This is a genomic window from Nocardioides sp. NPDC127514 (genome assembly GCF_040302125.1).
In the GTDB taxonomy this organism is placed as follows: Bacteria; Actinomycetota; Actinomycetes; order Propionibacteriales; family Nocardioidaceae; genus Nocardioides.
In genome coordinates this window covers 109264-128966 of record NZ_JBEORF010000017.1, presented here as the reverse complement: position 1 = coordinate 128966, position 19703 = coordinate 109264, and the positions used below count along the sequence as shown (strand labels likewise).

The following is a 19703-nucleotide window of genomic DNA, read 5'->3' as shown; positions in this document are numbered from 1 at the left end:
GTGTGACTCTCAGAGATCCAGGGCTTGCCGCCCGCTCGCTCCGTTTGCCACGATCACGACATGACCACCGATGAGGAGCACATCCGGCCCGAAGGCGTCGACGACCTCACCGTCGAGGCGCTCGGCTCCATCAGCGAGGCACTCGAAGCGATCGAGATCGCCCGCGGTCATCTGTACGCGATGCATCGCATCACCGGCACCGCCGACCTCACCCTCGGCAAGGGTGTCCAGCAGCTGCGCGAGGCCGGCCACACCGAGCTGGCGGACACGTTCGAGCGCGAGCTCGTAGGACTCAACGTGCTCAACGGCCGGTGGACCTTTCAGATCGTCGAGGAGTACGACGACGGCTACTACGCCACCTTCAAGCGGCTGGAGAAGCAGGCTCGCGACACTCTCGTCGAGGGCAAGCGTCACCTCTACGAGTCGGAGATGAAGGACGTCCGCCGCACCCGAGGCCGACCCGGCCACGAGCGCCGGCCCGCGCCAGGGGCTTGAGCCGCTACTCCGCGGCGGCCAGCTGGCCGCACGCACCGTCGATCTCGCGGCCGCGGGTGTCGCGGACGGTGGTGGAGATGCCCTTGGCCTCGAGGCGGCGTACGAACTCCCGCTCGTCGGCCGGGTCGCTCGCGGTCCACTTCGAGCCAGGTGTGGGGTTCAACGGGATCAGGTTGACGTGGACCCAGCCCCAGTCGCCGTAGGAGTTGAGGACGTCGGCGAGCAGGTCGGCGCGCCAGGCCTGGTCGTTGATGCCGCGCATCATGGCGTACTCGATGGAGACTCGGCGCTTCGTCACGCGCGCGTAGTTCCAGGCGGCGTCGACGGTCTCGGCGACCGAGAAGCGGGTGTTGATCGGGACGAGCTCGTTGCGCAGCTCGTCGTCGGGTGCGTGCAGCGAGAGGGCGAGGGTGACCGGGATGCCCTCCTCGGTGAGCTGCTTGATCCGGGGCACGAGACCGACGGTGGAGACGGTCACGTGGCGGGCCGAGAGCCCCAGGCCCTCGGGCGCCGGCGAGGTGAGGCGGCGGACCGCGCCCATCAGCGCCTTGTAGTTGGCCATCGGCTCCCCCATGCCCATGAAGACCACGTTGGAGAGGCGGCCGGGGCCGCCGGGGATCTCGCCGCTGGCCATCTGCCGGGCGGCGACGACGACCTGGTGGACGATCTCGGCGGTCGACATGTTGCGCTCCAGACCGCCCTGGCCGGTGGCGCAGAACGGGCAGGCCATGCCGCAGCCGGCCTGGGAGGAGATGCAGACCGTGGCGCGGTCGGTGTAGCGCATCAGCACCGACTCGACGAGAGCGCCGTCGAAGAGCTTCCACAGCGTCTTGACGGTGGTGCCCTTGTCGGCCTCCTGCTGACGGATCGGCGTCATCAGGTCGGGCAGGAAGGTGTCGACCAGCTCCTGGCGCTGACCGGCGGGAAGGTCGGTCATCTTCTCGGGGTCGTCGACCAGCCGCTCGAAGTAGTGCACCGAGAGCTGCTTGGCGCGGAACCCCGGGAGCCCGGCCTCCTTCGCCGCGTCCTGGCGGCCGGCCAGGTCGAGGTCGGCCAGATGGCGCGGCGGCTTCCCGCGGCCCTTGGGCGGAGCCATCACCAGGGGCAGGCGGCGCCCCTCCATCGCGGCGGCCTCGGCCTCAGGGCTGTGCGGGGCCGGTACGTTCGCAGGGTCGGGCTCGGTCACGCATCCATTGTCCCATCGCGGTGCGGCGTACGGCTAAACCTGGATCCCGCCCCCCGCGCGCTCAGCCGGTCTTCAGCAGGATCCAGAAGACCAGCGAGCCTACGCCGACCACCACCAGCACGGTGAGGATGATCCCCAGCCAGACGAACTGAGCCAGGCGGCGGGTCTTGCGCGGGATGAGCAGGGCCAGGGGCACCAGCAGGGTCAGCGCCACCCACGGGAACAGCTCCTCGGCCCGCTCCTGCCCGACGACCCACGTCAGCAGCGCGCCCCAGGTGCCGGGTACGAGGATCGCGTACGCCAGGCCGAGGTAGAAGCCGACCAGGGCCGCAACGGTCGGGTGCGAGTCGTGCAGCCAGGCCCACAGGCCACCGGACCCCGAGGACTCCTCCTCCGGGCCGTGATCTTCCTCGACGTCTGGATCGGAGTCCACGTCGAGGTCCGCGGGACGCTGGGTCACTCTTCAACCGTAGCGCCGAACACCGTGATCCTTTGGTAAAGAATCGCTGCCGCGACGAACTCGCGATGGTTGCGGACGATCAGGCGTCGACGGTGATCAGGTCCGGGAAACCGAGGTCTCGCCACCGGGCGAGATCTGGCGGCGTGCCGGTCAGCTCGCTCACCAGAACGGTCCAGGCGGTGCCGTGACCGATGAGCACGGCGTCCTCGCCCGCGTGGGCCGAGAGGATCCCGGCAACGGCCTTCGTCACGCGGGCGCGGCACTCCTCCAGCGGCTCCCAGCCGTCGTACGCCGGGACCGTCGGCTCCGCGAATGCCCGCTCGACCGTGGCCTGGAAGTCATCGACCCAGGCCTCGCCGCGGCGGTGCTCACGGAGGGCATCGACCACACCGACATCGCCGTCGGTGAGGAGCTGGGCGGTCTGCTGCGCCTTGGGCTCGGGCGAGGAGTACCACGCGGCGCCGGTCGGCAGCCGGTCACGCAGAGCCCAGACGTCGTCGAACCCGGCCGGGTCGAGCTCCCAGTGCTCCGCGGCGACGCCGCGCACCTGGATGGGTCGTCCGTGGCGTACGAGGAAGAGCATCGGGGCCGGGCCCGCTCAGAAGACGGCGTAGTGAAGGATCAGCCAGACCGGGGCGACGGTCGCCAGGAGCGAGTCGAGACGGTCCATGAGGCCGCCGTGCCCGGGGATGATCTGGCTCATGTCCTTGACACCGAGGTCGCGCTTGATGACCGACTCGACCAGATCGCCGAGGACGGCCATCACGCAGGCGACCACTCCGAGCGCGACACCGACCCACCAGGCGCCGTCGAGCAGCCATACGACCAGGCCGACGCCGGTGGCGACGGTGAAGACCACCGATCCGGCGAAGCCCTCCCACGACTTCTTCGGGGAGATCACCGGCGCCATCGGGTGCTTGCCGAAGAGGACCCCGGCCACGTAGCCGCCGATGTCGGACATGATCGTGAGCAGGACCCAGACGATGATGCCGCGTACGCCGTCGTCGGAGAGGCCGCCCGAGGTCCAGCCGCCGCCCTCGCCGAGCATGAGCGCGACGAACGAGCCCAGGAACGGCAGGTAGAACAGGGTGAGGACGGCCGCGGCCGAGGTGCGTACGTAGCCCTCGACCCCACGCCGCAGCACCCACAGCATGATCACCAGAGCGGTCACCGCGGTGGCCGTCACCAGCGCGTCGGATCCCAGGAAGTAGGCGACCAGGACCATCACCGTGCCGCCGATCATCAGCGGTTGCTCGGGGACGTCCATGTCCTTGGCCATCAGGCCCCGGTGGAGCTCCCACACCGCGGCGACGACACAGCCGACGACGATCAGCATGAACGCCGTCTTCACGAACATCAGGCTCAGCGCGATGGCGACCAGGAGGACGACGGCAGAGCCGATCGCCGCGGGCAGGTTGCGGCCGGCGCGGCCGTAGTCCTTCTTCGGCGGCTCGGGGGCCGGGGAAGAAGGAGACGGCGGCGTCTGGGTCACTTGAGATTCAGCCATTCATCCGTGGGTGTTGTCGGCGGTGGAGCCGTGTCGGGAAACTCACTGGATCTCGACACGCGGTCACGCCTTCGCAAGCTCAGGCGTGCGCTCGCTCGATCTTTTCGCGTTGTGACCCCGCTCGTCCTCGCGGGGTCCCAGGCTCAAACCTCGAGCAGCTCGGCTTCCTTGGACTTGAGCAACTCGTCGATCGCGTCGGTGTGCTTCTTGGTGAGGCTGTCGAGGCGCTTCTCGGCACCGGTGACGTCGTCCTTGCTGGCTTCGCCGTCCTTCTCGAGCTTCTCGAGACCCTGCTTGGCCTTCTGGCGCACCTGACGCACGGAGACGCGACCCTGCTCGGCCTTCTCCTTGGCGAGCTTGATGTATTCCTTGCGGCGCTCCTCGGTCAGCTCCGGGAAGACCGCACGCAGGATCTTGCCGTCGTTGGACGGGTTGACGCCGAGGTCGGAGTCGCGGATCGCCTTCTCGACGTTGGCCATCGCGCCGATGTCGAACGGGGCGATGTTGATGATCCGCGGCTCGGGGCTGGTGAACGAGGCGAGCTGCTGGATCGGCGTCGGGGTGCCGTAGTAGTCGACGAGGATCTTGCTGAACATCTGCGGGGTGGCCCGGCCAGCACGAATCGTGGCGAAGTCCTCACGCGTGGAGTCCACCGACTTCACCATCTTGCTGTCGGCCTCGTTGAGGATGTCGTTGATCACCGGATGCTCCTGTGCGCTCGTAAGTGTTGTGATGTGGGTGGCGTGTGGGCTCGTGCCGCTCAGCCAGCGGTGACGAGCGTACCGATCTTCTCACCCTGGACGATCCGGTAGACCGCCCCCTCGTCCTCGGCACCGTAGACGACGATCGGCATCTTGTTCTCCATGCAGAGGGCGAACGCGGTGGCGTCGGCGATCTTGAGCTGCTTCTGCAGGGCCTCACCGAAGGTGATCTCATCGTACTTCGTCGCCGTCGGGTCCTTCTTCGGGTCGGCGGTGTAGATCCCGTCGACGCCGTTCTTGGCCATCAGGACCACCTCGGCGTGGACCTCGAGGGCACGCTGGGCCGCGACGGTGTCGGTGGAGAAGTAGGGCATGCCGGAGCCGGCGCCGAAGATCACGACGCGGCCCTTCTCGAGGTGACGCATGGCCTTGCGCGGGATGTAGGGCTCGGCGACCTGGCCCATCGTGATCGCGGTCTGCACGCGGGTGTCGACACCCTCCTTCTCGAGGAAGTCCTGCAGCGCGAGGCAGTTCATGACGGTGCCGAGCATGCCCATGTAGTCGGCGCGCGACCGGTCCATCCCGGCCAGCTGGAGCTCGGCGCCGCGGAAGAAGTTGCCGCCGCCGACGACGATCGCGACCTGCACGCCGGAGGCCGCGACAGCGGAGATCTCCTTGGCGATCGAGGCGACCACGATGGGGTCGACACCGACCTCGCCACCGCCGAAGTTCTCTCCGGACAGCTTGATCAGGATGCGCTGGTAGCGGGTCATGCCGTGGCCTTTCCTGGGGCGACGTCGTGCGGGGTGGTGCATGTAGGGGTGGCGTACGAAAGGGCCGGTCCGATGATCACCATTCGGTTCATCGGACCGGCCCCTTTCGTCGTACGTTGCTGCTCAACCTAACTGATCGCGCGCCGTTGGCGCGGAGTCAGGCTCGGTTCAGGCGCCGACGTCGAAGCGGGCGAACTGCTTCACCTGCGTGTTGGCGGCGTCGAGGACCTGCTTGACGGACTTCTTCGACTCGAAGACCGACTCCTGGTCGAGCAGGACGATCTCCTTGAAGAACGCCTTGATCCGACCCTCGACGATCTTGGCGACGGCAGCCTCGGGCTTGCCCTCCTCGAGCGTCTTCTTGGTGAGGACGTCCTTCTCGGCGTCGACCACGTCGGCCGGCACCTCGTCGGAGGTGAGGTACTGCGCCTTGAGCGCGGCAGCCTGCTGGGCGGCCTGCTTCGCGGCCGCCTCGTCACCCTCGTAGGCGACCAGGACGCCGAGGCTCGGCGGCAGGTCGGAGGCCTTCTTGTGCAGGTAGACCGTGGTCTCACCCTCGAAGTAGGCGACCTGGCCGAGCTCGATCTTCTCGCCGATGGTGCGGGCGAGCTCCTCGACGGTCTCGCCGACGGTCTTGTCGCCGAGCGAGATGGCCTTGAGGGCCTCGAGGTCGTTGACCTTGTTGGCGTCGGCGGCCTCGGCGATCTGCTGGGCAGCAGCGACGAAGCTCTCGTTCTTGGCGACGAAGTCGGTCTCCGAGAGGAGGCTGACCAGAGCGTTGCCGGACGCGGCGACGAGGCCGGCCGAGGTGGTGCGCTCCGCGGCGCGGGCGGCGGCCTTGGCCGTGCCCTTGACGCGAAGGATCTCGACAGCCTTGTCGAAGTCGCCGTCAGCCTCGTCGAGCGCCTTCTTGCAGTCCATCATGCCGGCCTGGGTCAGCTCACGGAGCTTCTTGACGTCGGCAGCGGTGTAAGCCATGCGTGTCTTCCTCTGACTTGTTAAGTGGCTTTGGGTGGACGATGAGGCTCAGGCCTCGGCCGGGGCCTCGGGGGTCTCGGCGGGGGTCTCCTCGGCCGGAGCCTCGGTGGTCTCAGCAGCCTCGGTGGTCTCAGCAGCCTCGGCGGCGGGGGCCTCGGCGGCCGGGGTCTCCTCGGCCTTCGTCTCCTCGGCAGCCGGGGTCGCCAGGAGCTCGCGCTCCCACTCGGCCAGCGGCTCCTCGGCGGTGGCGCCCTCGGTGCCCTCGCTCTTGCCACCGGAGCGGGCGATGAGGCCCTCGGCGACAGCGTCGGCGACCACGCGGGTCAGCAGGCCGACCGCGCGGATGGCGTCGTCGTTGCCCGGGATCGGGAAGTCGACCTCGTCGGGGTCGCAGTTGGTGTCCAGGATGCCGACGATCGGGATCCTGAGCTTGCGAGCCTCCTCGACGGCGAGGTGCTCCTTCTTGGTGTCGACGATCCAGACGGCGGACGGGGTGCGACCCATCTCGCGGATGCCGCCCAGGGTCTTCTCGAGCTTGTCGCGCTCCCGCTTCATCTGCAGGAGCTCCTTCTTCGTGCGGCCGGAGCCGGCGACGTCGTCGAAGTTGACCTCGTCGAGCTCCTTGAGGCGGTTGATCCGCTGGTGCACGGTCTGGAAGTTGGTGAGCATGCCGCCCAGCCAGCGCTGGTTGACGTAGGGCATCCCGACGCGCGTCGCCTGCTCGGCGATGGCCTCCTGGGCCTGCTTCTTGGTGCCCACGAACATGATCGTGCCGCCCTTGGCCACGGTCTCCTTGATGAAGGCGTAGCTGCGGTCGATGTAGGCCAGCGACTGCTGCAGGTCGATGATGTAGATGCCGTTGCGGTCGGTGAGGATGAACCGCTTCATCTTCGGGTTCCAGCGACGGGTCTGGTGTCCGAAGTGGACGCCGCTCTCGAGGAGCTGGCGCATGGTCACGACTGCCATGATGTTTTTTCTCCTAGGTGGTGGCCCGCGTGTGCACCGCTGGTGGCTCGACCTTGCGTTTCTCGAGGTCGGGCGGGTGTTGGCGCGAGCCGGTCGGTTTTCAGTTTCGCGCCCATCAGTGCTGATGGGCCCTGACGCCTGCACGCGGTCCGACCTGAGCACTACGCTCGGGACTGAGGGCCGCGCCCGCGGGCGACCGGCGTCTCGGAGCGAGACACCGTCGCGGTCTGCTGGCGTGCGAAGTCAGCCCACAGGGGGCTGCCGGTCCAAGACTAGCCGCCGACCGGTGTCTCGGGCCAATCCTCCGTAACCGGCACCGGCGCGGGCCGATCAGTGTCCACAGGCGTGTCTCGGGACGGGGTTATCCACAGGACGTACGCCGCTCGTTGTGCGGGTCCTCGATCCGGGGTTGTCTGCTCGTCATGACCTCGAACCGCCTCTCCGACCGGGCCCGCGCCCTCGTCGCGGCCCTGTTCCTCGTCGTCCTCATCGCCCCGGCAGGCCCAGCACTCGGAACGCCACGTGCCGAGGTGGCACCGTCCGGCGCCTCGCTGGGTGGGGCAGTGGGTCACGACGAGGGTCCGAGCCCGGTCGGAGAAGCCGACGAGGTCCCCCGAGGCGAATGGCCGCTGGCGCCGCAGCCGGAGGTCGTGCGCCGTTTCGACCCGCCAGATGCTCCGTGGGGTGCGGGGCATCGCGGCGTCGACCTGGTCGGGTCGCCGGGCGCGGTCGTCCGCGCCGCAATGGCCGGGACGGTCGCGTTCGTCGGAGTGATCGCCGGCAAGTCGGTGGTGAGCGTCGACCACGGGGCCACGCGGACCACCTATGAGCCCGTCGTGGCCACCGTGGCCGTCGGCGATCCGGTCGCGGCCGGAGCGCCGTTGGGCCGACTCGGCATCGCCGGCTCCCACTGCTTCCCCGCAGCCTGCCTGCACTGGGGCTGGATCCGCAACGCGGACGGCGTCTACCTCGACCCGCTCCTGCTCGTCGATGCACCGCAGCCGGTCCGGCTCCTCCCCCTCTGGCGCGGCGACCCCGTCCGGTAGGCCGAATCCGCAGTTGTGGCGGGCCGAAACAGTAGTTGTGGGCGACGAAACTCGACTTTCGTCGCCCACAACTCACTTCTCGGCCCGCCACAACTACACACTCGGCTGACGCGGGTGACGTCTCGGCGGGTCAGGCGCGGGGGTGGGCCTGACGGTAGGCCTTGCGGAGCCGGTCGCTGCTGACGTGGGTGTAGATCTGGGTGGTGGCCAGGCTGGCGTGACCGAGGAGCTCTTGGACCGAGCGTAGATCGGCGCCACCCTCGAGGAGGTGGGTGGCGGTGCTGTGGCGCAGGCCGTGGGGGCCGAGGTCGGGGGCGCCGGGGACGTCGGCGAGGCGGCGGTGGACGAGGGTGCGTACGGCTCGCTGGTCGAGCCGGCCGCCGCGGGCCCCGAGAAAGAGAGCCGGACCGGAGGACTCGGTGACCAGCTGCGGGCGGCCACGGACGACCCACCGGTCGAGCGCCCGCACCGCGGGGCCGCCGAAGGGCACCATCCGCTCCTTGCGTCCCTTGCCGAGCACCCGGATGACGCGGCGTTCATAGTCGACGTCGTCCAGGTCGAGGTCGACGAGCTCGCCGACACGAGCGCCGGTCGCATAGAGCATCTCCAGCAGGGCGATGTCGCGCATCCCGACGGGCGTGCCGTCCTCGGCCGCTGTGATGGCGGCGGCGATGAGGGACTCGACCTCGTCGGGGCGTAGTACGGGCGGAAGGGTTCGGTGGGCCTTGGGCGAGCCGAGCGCGGCACCGGCATCGACCTGCGCCCGGCCGGTCCGAACCAGCCATCCGCAGAAGACCCGGGCCGCGGTGGCCCTCCGGGCAAGGGTCGTACGTGAGTGGCCGGTCGTCTGCTGCTTGGCCAGCCAGCTGCGCAGCGTGCGCAGGTCGATCGCCTCGGGCTCGGTGCGGCCCATGCGGCCGGCGTGGTCGAGCAGGCTGCGGATGTCGCCCAGGTAGGCCCGGACGGTGTGGTCGGAGAGCCCACGTTCGGCGCTGAGGTGTCGCTCGTAGTCCCCGAGCAGCGCGGCGTAGACCTCGGGGAGCTCCGCTTCAGCGGACCCGCCTTCCGGGTCCGGCTCGGGTTCAGCGCTCACCCGAGCCAGGATAGGTGGTTGCTCGGGCCTCAGGTGCGAGCCGCGCCCGGTGCCAGCTGCCACCCGTCGGGGAACCGCTCGACGAGACCGAGCGCCTCGAGCCGCGACAGCGCAGTGCCGGCCGTCTTCGGATGCAGGCATGCCGACCTCGCGATGGTGAGCTGCGGCGAGGGGCTGCTCACCGGGACCGCATCGAGGACCTGCTTCTCGACGGAGGTGAGCGAGTCGCGGCGGCGTACGGGGCCGCGGGGTTCCTCGGGGAGGACCTCGCCGATGTCGCCGACGAGCTCGCGTACGTCGAGCCCGTCGGTCACCAGGACGCCTTTGCCGCTGCGCACGAGCTCGTGGGTGCCGACCGAGGTCATCGCGCCCACCTGACCGGGCACCGCCATCACGGGTGTGTTGATGCTGTAGGCCCAGTGGGAGGTGTTGAGGGAGCCGCTGCGCGCTGCCGCCTCGACGACCACGGTGCCCCGGGCAAGGGCGGCGATGATCCGGTTGCGGGAGAGGAATCGATAGCGCGTCACGGGGAACCCGGGCGCGATCTCCGAGATCACCGCTCCACTCTCGGCGATCGCGTCGATCAAGCGCCGGTTGCGCAGCGGGTAAGGAACGTCGACGCCACCGGCGAGCACGGCGACGGTGCTCCCCGGTGGGCCGGTGAGCGCGCCCCGGTGTGCGGCCGAGTCGATGCCGACCGCTGCCCCGGAGACCGTCACGAAGTCGTTGACCGCGAGGTCCGCCGCGATCCGCGCCGCGGCGTCGGCTCCGTAGGCCGTCGCGTCCCGGGACCCGACGATCGCGACCGACCGGTCGAGATCGCTGAGCAGGAGCGGCCCCCGCACCCACAGGCCGAGCGGGGTGCCGGTGCGGTATTGAAGAGGCTCCTGACCGGCGAGCCGCTCGACCTGGGTGGGCCACTCCTCGTCGCCGGGGATGACGTAGCGGAACCCGGCGTTGGCCGCCCGCTCCAGGTCGCGGTCGGGGTGGATCTGGGCCAGCCGCAGCCTGGCTTCGAGGCCGTCGTCGCCGAGGTCGGGGTCCTCCTCGGCGAAGCGTCGGTAGACCTCGGTGGCGGTCGATCCCACCATGCAGGTGTCGAGCAGCGGGGTGCCGGGCTCGATCAGCTGGGTCAGCGCGATCCGGGCCAGGCGCTCGCGCTCGAGATCGGTGAATGTCGGTGCGACGGGCGCCGCGGTCATGCCGACCTCCCCTCGAACGCCGAGACCGTGAGCGAGCCGCCGTTGCGCAGCGCGAGCGCCGTCTCGGTCTCGGTGACGCCCGGCCAGTCGACGCCGGCGAGGTCGGCCACCGTCCATGCGAGGCGATGCACGCGCACCGCGCCGCGACGGGTCAGAGCGCCGGAGAAGATGCGTGAGTCGATGAGCGCCTCGGCCGATGGCGGCAGCGGCCAGTTGTCGCGCAGCGCGATCCCGCTCGCCTGCCCGTTCAACCGCCACCCGAAGTCGGCGTAGCGCTCACGTTGGCGGCGTCTGGCCGCCGTGACCCGTTCGCGGATGTCGGCGCTGGTCTCCGAGCCCCACGGGTCATGGTTCTGCTCGGACATCGGCCGCAGCGTGCGGATGATGTCGATACGGTCCGTGATCGGTCCGGAGACCTTCCGCTCGTAGGACTGGCGCTCGTTGGACCTGCAGATGCAGCCGTCCTTGGTGATCGAGGCGTCGAAGTTGCCGCACGGGCACGGATTGGCGGCGAGCACGACCAGGGCGCGCGCCGGGAGCGTCACCGACTCCTCGCCTCGCGACACCGTGATGTCACCGCTCTCCAGCGGCTCGCGCAGGCACTCGATCACGTCGCTCTTGAACAACGGGAACTCGTCGAGGAAGAGGACGCCGGCGTGGGACAGCGAGACCTGGCCCGGGCGGACCCGGCCGGTGCCGCCGCCGACGATGCCGGGTTTGGAGGCATCGTGGTGAGGAGCCGCGAACGGCGGCCTGGTCAGGAGACCTCGGTCGACGTCGAGCACCCCGGCCAGCGACTGCACCGCCATCACCTCCAGCGACTCCTCACGGGAGAGATCGGGCAGGATCGTCGGGATCCGCTCGGCGATCGAGGTCTTGCCGCAGCCCTTCGGTCCCTTGAGCAGCAGGTGGTGTCCACCGGCCGCCGCGACCTCGACCGCGTAGCGCGTCTCGGGCATGCCGCGAAGGTCGGACATGTCCATGTCGTCGAGCCTGCGGTCACCCCGCCAGCCGAGCAGGCTGCCTCCGGTGCCGGTCGCGACCGGCGGCGCGTCGGGCACCGGCTCGCCGCGCAGCTCGGCGACCACCTGGCCCAGCGACCGGAACCCGAGGACCTCCATCCCTGGCACCATCCGCGCCTCGGCCACCTGCGGCTCCGGCACCACCACCCGAGCGATCCCGGCGTGGGAGGCGGCGAGCACCATCGGGAGCACACCGGAGGTCGGCCGCAGCCCGCCGTCGAGCGCCAGCTCTCCGATGAAGACGGTGCGTTCCAGCCCGATCGTCTCGAGCTCGCCACCGGCCGCGAGGATCGCCAAGGCCATCGCGAGGTCGTAGTGTGACCCGCCCTTCGGCAGGTCGGCCGGCGAGAGCAGCACCGTGATCCGCTTGGTCGCGGGCCACTCGAGGTCTGAGTTGATGATCGCCATCCGGACCCGGTCGCGCCCTTCGGCCAGCACGCTGTCGGCACGGCCGACCAGCGTCACCCCCACCAGGCCGGGCGAGACATCGGCCTGCACGTCGACCAAGTGGCCGACCGCGCCCCGAAGGGCGACGCCATGAGCTCGCGCGTATCCCATCACAGGCCCCTGACGTGCTCGACCAGCGCCGACCCACGAGGCGCGTGCATCACCGCGACGAGATCGATCCGGATCCCCGGCGCTCGCACGTCGTGCTGCTCCAGCCAGGCGATCGCCAACCGTTTCAGCCGGTCGAGCTTGGTCTTGTCGACCGCCTCGTGCGGGGTGCCGCACCCGTCATGGCTGCGGGTCTTCACCTCGCAGACGACGAGGGTGTCGCCCTCGCGCAGGACCAGGTCGATCTCCCCATCGGCACATCGCCAGTTTCGGTCGAGCACGGTCATGCCCGCTTCGACCAGATGCCTCTCGGCGACCGATTCGCCGTAGTTTCCCAGCGCGATCCGCGCCGGCGCCGTTGAACTCATCATGGACCTCCTGCCCTTCGGCTTCGAGGTCCAGACTCATCGCGAGCACCGACAATCCGGGCTGGTTCCGGGGCGCCTGGGGATAACCCCGGATCGAGATCGCCCTGTGGACGGTAACTGGCCCGAGATCAGCCGGACGTCAGTCCAGCGGCTGATCGATGTCGGTCGGGTTGAGCGTCTCCACGTTGACGTCCTTGAAGGTCAGCACCTTGACCGCCTTCGCGAACCGGGCCGGCCGGTACATGTCCCACACCCAGACGTCGTTCATCGAGACCTCGAAGTAGACGTCTCCCGAGTCCGTACGCGCTCGCACGTCGACCTGGTTGCACAGGTAGAAGCGGCGGTCGGTCTCGACGACGTACTTGAAGATGCCGACCACATCGCGATACTCGCGGTAGAGGGTCAGCTCCATCTCGGTCTCGTACTTCTCGAGATCCTCCGCGCTCATGATCTAAGACTCTAGAGCCAACACAGGCGAAGCGCCGGGAAGACTCCACGAGCGGCGGTGATATGCCGAGGGCCCGAGGCGCTCCAGAGCGGCGATGTGAGCGGGCGCGGAGTAGCCCTTGTTGTCGGCCCAGGCGTAGTCGGGGTACTCGTCGTGGAGCGCGACCATCAGCGCGTCGCGCGAGGTCTTCGCCAGGATCGAGGCGGCGGCGACGGCGGCGCACTTCATGTCGGCCTTGATCATCGTCGTCACCGGCGGCACCTCGACCTCCTCCACCATCTGGGAGACCTCTCCGAAGAGGCCCTCCTGCACGGGCGGGGTCAGGTAGTTGTGGTTGCCGTCGAGCAGCAGCGCGTCCGGACGTACGTCCAGGGCACTCAACGCTCGCTGACCGGCCAGCCGCATCGCGGCCATGATCCCGACCTCGTCGATCTCGGAGGCCAGCGCGTGCCCGACAGCCGAGTCGACGGCCCAGCGGCGCACCTTCGGCGCGAGCATCTCGCGAGCCTCTGGAGTGAGCAGCTTGGAGTCGCGTACGCCCTGGGGTGCCGTGCGGGTCGCCGCCGAGATCACCACGATCCCGATCGAGACCGGCCCGCAGAGCGCGCCGCGCCCCACCTCGTCGACGGCACCGAGATGGGTGACGCCGTCGCGCAGCATCGACCGCTCGACGCGCAGGGTTGGCGCACTGCTCACTGTGACGGCACGTCCTCGAAGCTCTCGGGCCGGTGGATCCACTTCGCCCGGTCCAACGGCCATCCCAAGGCTACGACCTTGCCGACCACGTTGTCCTCCGGCACCCAGGGCACCAGCGCGCAGTCGGTCTCGTTGGCCGTGCACATGTGGACGGTCGAGTCGGCCGAGTTGGCCCGGTTGTCACCCATCACGAACAGCGAACCCTCGGGCACCGGACCGGCCTCCCAGTGGCGGTTGCCGGGCATCGGCCCGAAGCACTCGCCCTCCTTGTTGGGGCGGCCGCACTTGGTCTCGGAGGGCCGGGCGTACGGCTCGTCGATCGGGACGCCGTTGACGATCAGCCGGCCCTGCTTGTCGCAGCACTCGATGACGTCTCCGGGCACCCCGATGACACGCTTCACCAGGTGGCCGCCCTCGGGGTAGAGACCGATGACCGCGAGCGCCTTGCCGAAGAGATTGCTGGGGCCGGCCGACTCGTCGACACCGAGCCAGGAGCCGGGGTCGGAGAAGACCACGACATCACCGCGCTGCGGCGTGCCCGACAGCCAGTAGGACGGCTTCTCCACCAGCACCCGGTCGTCGGTCGCCACCGACGGTCCGCCCTGGAGCCCAGGCTCCATGGACTCCGAGGGGATGTAGAAGGCCTGCACGAACAGGGCCTTCACGACGATCGCGACCAGGATGGCCAGCACGACCAGGACGATGCCCTCCTGCCAGGCCGACAGGCGGGGCTTGTGCTCCTCCTCGCGGCGCGGGCCGTTGGCCGGGCCCGGCTGCTCAGAGGCCCAGCGCGGGGCCTGAGGAGAAGACGAGAACGACCGCGATCCCCCCATCTCGGGCCCGTCCCAGCGGGCCTGGGGCCCGACGCCGACGGAAGGATCGCGGTCGTTCGAAGTCACGCGGTGAGTCTAGAGACTCCCTCCACAACGAGCCTCATCGACTCGCAATGCTCAGGAAACCCTCAGACCTCCGAGGCTCATGCCTCGGTCTGGGGCAGATCGGGCGTCGCTGCGCTCCGCCGATCGAGCCCCAGCCGGCTCACGCCTCGCGGCGCTCCTTGATCTTCGCCTTCTTGCCGCGCAGGTTGCGCAGGTAGTAGAGCTTCGCGCGACGGACGTCACCGCGGGTGACGACCTCGATCTGCTCGAAGATCGGGGAGTGCAGCGGGAAGGTGCGCTCGACACCCACGCCGAAGGAGACCTTGCGGACGGTGAAGGTGCGGCCGATGCCGGAACCGTGGACGCGGATCACGACACCCTGGAAGACCTGGACGCGGGACCGGTTGCCCTCGACGACCTTGACGTGAACCTTGACGGTGTCACCGGCGCGGAACTCCGGCAGGTCGTCGCGCTTGGAGGCGTTGCCGACCTCAGCGAGTACGTTGCTCATCATTTCTCCTCACGCTCGCCACAGGCCGATCGCGGTCATCCATGCCCTGGTCAGGGCGATCTTTGGCGGTGGTCCAGCCACGCTGGCCGGCGGCGTACGGTTCCCCCTGTGGCAGGAGCCCGTCGCGACACCTCCGGGTGTCATCTTCGGAGCGTGCTTCGGCCGACTGGACCGGCCCACAAGTCTGCCACAGCGCCGTGGACCGCCGGGAATCGCGACGACCGAGCGGAGCGCGGAGACGTACGCGGCGCACTGGTGCCGCATGCAAGGATGCCACCGTGACCGACACCGACTGGCCACCGCACACCTACGTGACGCTCCCCTACAAGCAGCGGATCCCGCGCGGCCCGCGCGTGGACCGGCTGCTGCATGAGGTCACGGTGGCGCTGCCGCCGCACATCGCCGACCTCGACCTGGCGCTGGAGCGGCCGGTGGCGGCGATGACGACCGCCAGCGCGGGCGCGCTCCGCCATCTCGACCTGGTCCACGGCCGGACGATGGACGGGCTCAACCACCTGCAGCTGCGCACCGAGGCGATCGACTCCTCCAAGATCGAGCACGTCGAGGCCAGCCTGGCCGACTACGGCCGGGCCCTGCTCGGCATCGGCGCCAACTCCTCGGCGACCTCGATGGCATCCGCGACCCAGGCGATGCAGCGGCTGATCAGCGAGGCCGACACGACCCGCAAGCTCACCTCCGACGCGATCCTGCGCGCCCACCGGGACCTGTTCGCACGCCATCCCGACGAGGCGGCCAACGCCGGCAGGTTCCGCGTCGTGCAGAACTGGGTCGGCGGCTCCGACTACGCGCCCCGCGACACCCTCCACGTACCACCGCCACCGGAGACGGTCATCGACTACATCGAGGACCTGGTCGCGTTCGCCAACCGCGACGACCTCTCCCCCATCGCGCAGGCCGCGATCGTGCACGCCCAGTTCGAGTCGATCCACCCCTTCATCGACGGCAACGGCCGGATCGGGCGTGCCCTCATCCACGCCGTGCTCCGCCGACGCCGCGCCTCGCGCCACCTGGCCGTCCCGATCGCCTCGGCGCTCGTCGCCCACCGCGACCGCTACTTCGCCGCCCTCAACGACTACCGGGCCGGCACCGCGTCCACGATCATCGCCATGCTCGCCGCCTCGACGACCATCGCGACGACCGAGTCGTGGAAGACGGCAGAGACGCTGGAGAGCATCCGGCGCGGCTGGGGCGAAGCAGCCGGTGGCCCACGGCCCGGGTCTGCTGCGTACCGCCTTCTCGACCTGCTCACCGAGGAGCCCATCCTCAACGCCGAGCTGGTCACCAAGAACCTCGGGATCGAGGACCCCACCGAGACGATCGACGGTCTGGAGCAGGCCGGGATCCTCACCCGCGCCAAGCGCACCCGTCGCTCCCCCGTGTGGGTCGCACCGGCGGTCCTGGCCGAGGTCGAGGACCTCAGCGCCCGCATCCAGCACCAGGCCAGGCAGCTTCCGTACGGACCGCGCTGAGGCTGTTCATCCGGCCGGTAGGCCGCGAGGCCCGCCCCGGCGAACCGGGACGGGCCTCGTGGAACCTGAAGAGGTCAGCCGACCTCTTGGTAACCGGGCTCGTGGATGGCGAGGTCGATACCGGCGACCTCGTCCTCCTCCTTGGCGCGGAAGCCGATCGTCTTCTCGATCGCCAGGCCGACCACGTAGGCGACGATGAACGCGAAGGCGATCACGGCGACCGAGGAGCCGACCTGCTTCACGAGCTGGTCGATGCCGCCGCCGAAGAAGAGGCCGGTACCGCCGACCTGGGCGAAGAACCCGAGGTAGGCGCAGCCGATGAAACCGGCGACCAGGTGGATGCCGACGACGTCGAGGGTGTCGTCGAAGCCGAGCTTCCACTTCAGCTCGACGGCGAGGCAGCAGACCACGCCGACGAGGAGGCCGAGGAGGATCGCCCAGATCGGCGCGATGTGGGCACACGCCGGGGTGATCGCGACCAGACCGGCGACGACACCGGAGGCGGCGCCGACGGCGGTGGACTTACCGTCCTTGAACTTCTCCACGATGATCCAGCCGATCAGACCCGCGGCCGGGGCGATCAGGGTGTTGAGGAAGATCAGGGTGGTCTGGCCCTGGGTGGTGCCCGGGACGCCGGTGTTGAAGCCGAACCAGCCGAACCAGAGGATCGCGGTGCCGATCAGGACCAGCGGTACGTTGTGAGCAGCCGTCTCCTCCTTGGAGAAGCCGACCTTGCGCTGACCGAGGACGAGCGCCAGCGCGAGCGCGGCGGCACCGGCGGCCTGGTGGACGATCGTGCCACCGGCCCAGTCGAGAGCGCCCCACTTGCCGATCCAGCCGATGTAGTCACCGTCGGCGTTGAGGGCCCACACCCAGGCCTGGCCCGGGAAGTAGACGACGGTCGCCCAGATGCCCGCGAAGAGCAGCCACGGCCAGAACTTCGCCCGGTCGGCGATCGAACCCGAGATCAGCGCCACCGTGATGATGGCGAACGAGCCGCCGAAGGCGAGGCCGCCGAAGAAGTTGGTCGACTCCTCGACCGGCGTACCGTCGTCGAACTCGGTGACCAGGTCGCTGAAGGCGCTGGTCAGACCGAAGTCCTGGAACGGGTTGCCGAAGAAGTTCGTGATGCCGGACTCGGAGATGGTTCCGATGCCGCTGAAGCCGTAGAGCACCCACAGCAGGGTGATCAGGCCGAGAGAGCCGAAGCTCAACATCATCATCGACACGACACTCTTCGACTTCACGAGGCCGCCGTAGAAGAAGGCAAGACCAGGAGTCATGAAGAGCACGAGTGCCGTACACAGCAGCTGCCATGCAAGATCGGTAGTCATTCGTACCTCATAGGGTCGGGGTTCGGATCGCGTGAGCCGAGCACACGTTTCGCCGGATCCTGTCGAGCCCTCGTTTCGGTAACAAACTCTTTATGTTACAGACACGTAACAGGCCACTGATGTATGTGACTTGTTATCTACTTGCTCGCCTGGGTTTGGTGAGGATCACAGCTCCTGGCGGCGCGTCGAGGTCGCGGCGCAGCCGGAAGCCCGCCTTCTTGTAGATCCTCTGGTTCCGCTCGCTCTTCGCTCCGGTGAAGAGGGAGTACGTCGTGGCGGTCACCGGGGCCATGGCCTGGATGTGGTCCAGCAGTTGACGCCCGAGACCTCGCCCCTGGAGGTCCGGGGCGGTCATCAGCCGTCCGATCTCCCACACGTCGCCCTCGAGGCGGGCACGGACCGAGCCGACCAGCCGCCCCGCTGAGCGGACCACGTAGACGTCGTGCGTCTCCAACGCACGCGCGGTGTCCTCGAGCGAATCGTGCAGCGGCGGGATCTCGACGCCGGGGTTGTCGTGCATCTCCTGCACCCAGCAGGCGAGCTGCAGCGTGTGCAGCTCGGGGACGTCGGCGCGTACGGCGGGCACGATCTCCCACTCCGTGGCTGCCTGGGAGGCGTGGAGCAGGTCGGGGCGGCGTGCGGCGGTCCGGGCGACCGCCTGGTCGTGGCGCCACTGCGCGATGCGCTTGTGGTCGCCGCTGAGCAGCACCTTCGGGACCTCGAGGTCACGCCACGAGGCGGGCTTGGTGTAGACCGGGTACTCCAGCAGGCCGTCCTCGTGGGACTCCTCCACCAGCGACTCGGCGTTGCCCATGAACCCGGGGAGCAGGCGTACGACGGCCTCGGTGATCGCCATGGCAGCGACCTCTCCCCCGTTGAGCACGTAGTCGCCCAGGGAGATCTCGCGGACCTCGGCGCGGGTGGCCGCGTGGTCGAGCACGCGCTGGTCGATGCCCTCGTAGCGGCCGAGCAGGAAGACCAGCCTTTCCCGGGTCGACAGGTCGCGAGCCAGAGCCTGGGTGAACGGCTCACCGCTCGGCGTCGTCACGATCACGGTCGCACCGTCGATCGCCAGCTCATCGAAGGCCTCGCCGAACGGCTCCGGCTTCATCACCATCCCGGCGCCACCGCCATAAGGCGTGTCGTCGACGGTGCGGTGGCGGTCGTGGGTCCAGTCGCGTACGTCGTGGACGTGCATCTCCAGCAGCCCCGACTCGATCGCCTTGCCCGGCAGGCTCAGCCGGAGCGGCGCGAGGTAGTCGGGGAAGATGGTGAGGTAGTCGAGCCTCACCTGGCGTCGTCCTCGTCCTCGGCGAAGGGCGTGACCAGGCCGGGGCGGTCGGCGATGACGACCTTCTTCTCGGCGAGGTCGACGACCGGCACCAGCGCCTTCACGAACGGCACCAGCGCGTCGCGCCGGTCCGGGGTGCGGATCGTCAGCAGGTCCTGGGCTCCCCCGTGGACCAGCGCCTTCACCGTGCCCAGCTCGCGGCCTTCCTCGTCGAAGGCGGTCAGGCCGACGAGCTGATGGTCGTAGTACTCGTCGGGATCCTCGGGAGTCTCCTCGGCCGGGACGTCGGCGAAGAGCAGCGTCCCGCGAGCGGCCTCGGCCTCGTTGCGGTCGGTGATCTCCTCGAAGGCGACCTGGAGCACCTGCCCGTGCCAACGGGCGCCCTCCACGGTCAGCTGCTTGGCGGCGTACGCCGATCCCTTCGGCGGCTGCGCCCGCAGCACCGTGCCCTCGGCGAACCGCCGGTCGGGCTCGTCGGTGCGCACCTCGACGGTCACGAACCCCCGGATGCCATGCGGCTTGCCGATCCGTCCGACCAGCACCTCGATCAACTCCACGAGGTGAGCCTAGAGGGTGGCGTACGTCGGGCCGAACTCCTCAACGTGGGTCCGCCGGCTCGCTGTAACACGTTGTTCGTAGCACTATACGGTCGTTCCAATAGGGCGAGCAGTACTACGAACGACGTGTTACACGGCGCCCGGCT

Annotated in this window: 22 protein-coding genes and 1 pseudogene; 3 read left to right on the top strand and 20 right to left on the bottom strand. The window is 69.2% G+C overall.

Going from position 1 to position 19703, the window contains the following annotated elements:
- Window positions 1-60: 60 nt before the first annotated feature.
- On the top strand, window positions 61-495 hold the full coding sequence (locus ABTX24_RS15285; RefSeq protein ID WP_350840707.1) for a hypothetical protein: 435 nt from the start codon (window positions 61-63) through the stop codon (window positions 493-495).
- Between the two features lie 4 nt (window positions 496-499).
- Here the strand turns inward: ABTX24_RS15285 and rlmN are convergent, their stop codons facing one another.
- From rlmN to rpsB, 8 genes are all read right to left on the bottom strand, one after another.
- Window positions 500-1618 (bottom strand): dual-specificity RNA methyltransferase RlmN, encoded by a 1119-nt coding sequence (gene rlmN / locus ABTX24_RS15280; protein WP_350840727.1) that lies wholly within the window; start codon window positions 1616-1618, stop codon window positions 500-502.
- Between the two features lie 124 nt (window positions 1619-1742).
- On the bottom strand, window positions 1743-2141 hold the full coding sequence (locus ABTX24_RS15275) for a hypothetical protein (RefSeq protein WP_350840705.1): 399 nt from the start codon (window positions 2139-2141) through the stop codon (window positions 1743-1745).
- A 79-nt stretch (window positions 2142-2220) separates the two neighbouring features.
- A complete protein-coding gene (locus ABTX24_RS15270; RefSeq protein ID WP_350840703.1) occupies window positions 2221-2724 on the bottom strand; it encodes a histidine phosphatase family protein in 504 nt (167 codons plus the stop codon).
- A 15-nt stretch (window positions 2725-2739) separates the two neighbouring features.
- A complete protein-coding gene (locus ABTX24_RS15265) occupies window positions 2740-3648 on the bottom strand; it encodes a phosphatidate cytidylyltransferase (protein WP_160024469.1) in 909 nt (302 codons plus the stop codon).
- 143 nt (window positions 3649-3791) lie between these two features.
- Entirely contained in the window at window positions 3792-4346 is a 555-nt protein-coding gene (gene frr / locus ABTX24_RS15260; protein WP_201451342.1) for a ribosome recycling factor, read from the bottom strand.
- 62 nt (window positions 4347-4408) lie between these two features.
- Window positions 4409-5122: a UMP kinase gene (gene pyrH / locus ABTX24_RS15255; protein WP_091049739.1), complete on the bottom strand. Its 714-nt coding sequence runs from the start codon at window positions 5120-5122 to the stop codon at window positions 4409-4411.
- 168 nt (window positions 5123-5290) lie between these two features.
- A complete protein-coding gene (tsf, locus tag ABTX24_RS15250; protein WP_160024472.1) occupies window positions 5291-6100 on the bottom strand; it encodes a translation elongation factor Ts in 810 nt (269 codons plus the stop codon).
- 48 nt (window positions 6101-6148) lie between these two features.
- Window positions 6149-7066, bottom strand: coding sequence for a 30S ribosomal protein S2 (gene rpsB / locus ABTX24_RS15245; protein WP_350840702.1), 918 nt, complete (start codon window positions 7064-7066; stop codon window positions 6149-6151).
- A gap of 422 nt (window positions 7067-7488) precedes the next feature.
- Between rpsB and ABTX24_RS15240 the strand changes: the two genes are divergently transcribed.
- Window positions 7489-8112 carry a murein hydrolase activator EnvC family protein gene (locus ABTX24_RS15240; protein WP_350840700.1) on the top strand — a complete coding sequence of 208 codons (624 nt, stop codon included), beginning with the start codon at window positions 7489-7491 and terminating at the stop codon, window positions 8110-8112.
- 130 nt (window positions 8113-8242) lie between these two features.
- On the opposite strand, the gene ABTX24_RS15235 is transcribed toward ABTX24_RS15240, so the two are convergent.
- From ABTX24_RS15235 to rplS, 8 genes are all read right to left on the bottom strand, one after another.
- Window positions 8243-9205 carry a tyrosine recombinase XerC gene (locus ABTX24_RS15235; RefSeq protein ID WP_350840698.1) on the bottom strand — a complete coding sequence of 321 codons (963 nt, stop codon included), beginning with the start codon at window positions 9203-9205 and terminating at the stop codon, window positions 8243-8245.
- Between the two features lie 29 nt (window positions 9206-9234).
- Window positions 9235-10407, bottom strand: a complete 1173-nt coding sequence (gene dprA, locus ABTX24_RS15230; RefSeq protein ID WP_350840696.1) for a DNA-processing protein DprA — start codon at window positions 10405-10407, stop codon at window positions 9235-9237.
- Entirely contained in the window at window positions 10404-11987 is a 1584-nt protein-coding gene (locus tag ABTX24_RS15225) for a YifB family Mg chelatase-like AAA ATPase (protein ID WP_350719076.1), read from the bottom strand. The genes dprA and ABTX24_RS15225 overlap by 4 nt, the downstream gene beginning before the upstream one ends.
- Window positions 11987-12352, bottom strand: a complete 366-nt coding sequence (locus ABTX24_RS15220) for a YraN family protein (protein WP_160024477.1) — start codon at window positions 12350-12352, stop codon at window positions 11987-11989. The genes ABTX24_RS15225 and ABTX24_RS15220 overlap by 1 nt, the downstream gene beginning before the upstream one ends.
- Before the next feature lie 139 nt (window positions 12353-12491).
- Window positions 12492-12800, bottom strand: coding sequence for a DUF2469 domain-containing protein (locus tag ABTX24_RS15215; RefSeq protein WP_045550889.1), 309 nt, complete (start codon window positions 12798-12800; stop codon window positions 12492-12494).
- A gap of 3 nt (window positions 12801-12803) precedes the next feature.
- Window positions 12804-13496 carry a ribonuclease HII gene (gene rnhB / locus ABTX24_RS15210; protein ID WP_350719074.1) on the bottom strand — a complete coding sequence of 231 codons (693 nt, stop codon included), beginning with the start codon at window positions 13494-13496 and terminating at the stop codon, window positions 12804-12806.
- Complete coding sequence (gene lepB / locus ABTX24_RS15205) at window positions 13493-14395, bottom strand: signal peptidase I (protein ID WP_160024478.1); 903 nt, start codon at window positions 14393-14395, stop codon at window positions 13493-13495. Before lepB ends, rnhB begins: the two co-directional genes overlap by 4 nt.
- A gap of 139 nt (window positions 14396-14534) precedes the next feature.
- Complete coding sequence (rplS, locus tag ABTX24_RS15200) at window positions 14535-14885, bottom strand: 50S ribosomal protein L19 (protein ID WP_091050100.1); 351 nt, start codon at window positions 14883-14885, stop codon at window positions 14535-14537.
- A gap of 278 nt (window positions 14886-15163) precedes the next feature.
- Between rplS and ABTX24_RS15195 the strand changes: the two genes are divergently transcribed.
- Window positions 15164-16375, top strand: a complete 1212-nt coding sequence (locus ABTX24_RS15195) for a Fic family protein (RefSeq protein ID WP_350840693.1) — start codon at window positions 15164-15166, stop codon at window positions 16373-16375.
- A 74-nt stretch (window positions 16376-16449) separates the two neighbouring features.
- Here ABTX24_RS15195 and ABTX24_RS15190 read toward each other — a convergent pair whose 3' ends face one another.
- From ABTX24_RS15190 to rimM, 4 genes and pseudogenes are all read right to left on the bottom strand, one after another.
- On the bottom strand, window positions 16450-17709 hold the full coding sequence (locus tag ABTX24_RS15190; protein ID WP_350840691.1) for an ammonium transporter: 1260 nt from the start codon (window positions 17707-17709) through the stop codon (window positions 16450-16452).
- A 133-nt stretch (window positions 17710-17842) separates the two neighbouring features.
- Window positions 17843-18229, bottom strand: coding sequence for a GNAT family N-acetyltransferase (locus tag ABTX24_RS15185; protein WP_350840725.1), 387 nt, complete (start codon window positions 18227-18229; stop codon window positions 17843-17845).
- Between the two features lie 102 nt (window positions 18230-18331).
- A pseudogene (gene trmD, locus ABTX24_RS15180) lies at window positions 18332-19000 on the bottom strand (tRNA (guanosine(37)-N1)-methyltransferase TrmD); the annotation flags it as partial.
- Entirely contained in the window at window positions 18997-19557 is a 561-nt protein-coding gene (gene rimM / locus ABTX24_RS15175; RefSeq protein ID WP_201451068.1) for a ribosome maturation factor RimM, read from the bottom strand. The gene rimM and the pseudogene trmD, both read right to left, overlap by 4 nt.
- Between the last annotated feature and the right edge of the window lie 146 nt (window positions 19558-19703).

Bases quoted from the DNA above. Each gene is read 5' to 3' on its own strand.
- ABTX24_RS15285 (WP_350840707.1), top strand. From the start codon at position 61: ATGACCACCGATGAGGAGCACATCCGGCCCGAAGGCGTCGACGACCTC.
- rlmN (WP_350840727.1), bottom strand. From the start codon at position 1,618: ATGGAGGGGCGCCGCCTGCCCCTGGTGATGGCTCCGCCCAAGGGCCGC.
- ABTX24_RS15270 (WP_350840703.1), bottom strand. From the start codon at position 2,724: ATGCTCTTCCTCGTACGCCACGGACGACCCATCCAGGTGCGCGGCGTC.
- ABTX24_RS15265 (WP_160024469.1), bottom strand. From the start codon at position 3,648: ATGGCTGAATCTCAAGTGACCCAGACGCCGCCGTCTCCTTCTTCCCCG.
- pyrH (WP_091049739.1), bottom strand. From the start codon at position 5,122: ATGACCCGCTACCAGCGCATCCTGATCAAGCTGTCCGGAGAGAACTTC.
- tsf (WP_160024472.1), bottom strand. From the start codon at position 6,100: ATGGCTTACACCGCTGCCGACGTCAAGAAGCTCCGTGAGCTGACCCAG.
- rpsB (WP_350840702.1), bottom strand. From the start codon at position 7,066: ATGGCAGTCGTGACCATGCGCCAGCTCCTCGAGAGCGGCGTCCACTTC.
- ABTX24_RS15240 (WP_350840700.1), top strand. From the start codon at position 7,489: ATGACCTCGAACCGCCTCTCCGACCGGGCCCGCGCCCTCGTCGCGGCC.
- dprA (WP_350840696.1), bottom strand. From the start codon at position 10,407: ATGACCGCGGCGCCCGTCGCACCGACATTCACCGATCTCGAGCGCGAG.
- ABTX24_RS15225 (WP_350719076.1), bottom strand. From the start codon at position 11,987: ATGGGATACGCGCGAGCTCATGGCGTCGCCCTTCGGGGCGCGGTCGGC.
- ABTX24_RS15220 (WP_160024477.1), bottom strand. From the start codon at position 12,352: ATGAGTTCAACGGCGCCGGCGCGGATCGCGCTGGGAAACTACGGCGAA.
- ABTX24_RS15215 (WP_045550889.1), bottom strand. From the start codon at position 12,800: ATGAGCGCGGAGGATCTCGAGAAGTACGAGACCGAGATGGAGCTGACC.
- rplS (WP_091050100.1), bottom strand. From the start codon at position 14,885: ATGAGCAACGTACTCGCTGAGGTCGGCAACGCCTCCAAGCGCGACGAC.
- ABTX24_RS15190 (WP_350840691.1), bottom strand. From the start codon at position 17,709: ATGACTACCGATCTTGCATGGCAGCTGCTGTGTACGGCACTCGTGCTC.
- ABTX24_RS15185 (WP_350840725.1), bottom strand. From the start codon at position 18,229: ATGCACGACAACCCCGGCGTCGAGATCCCGCCGCTGCACGATTCGCTC.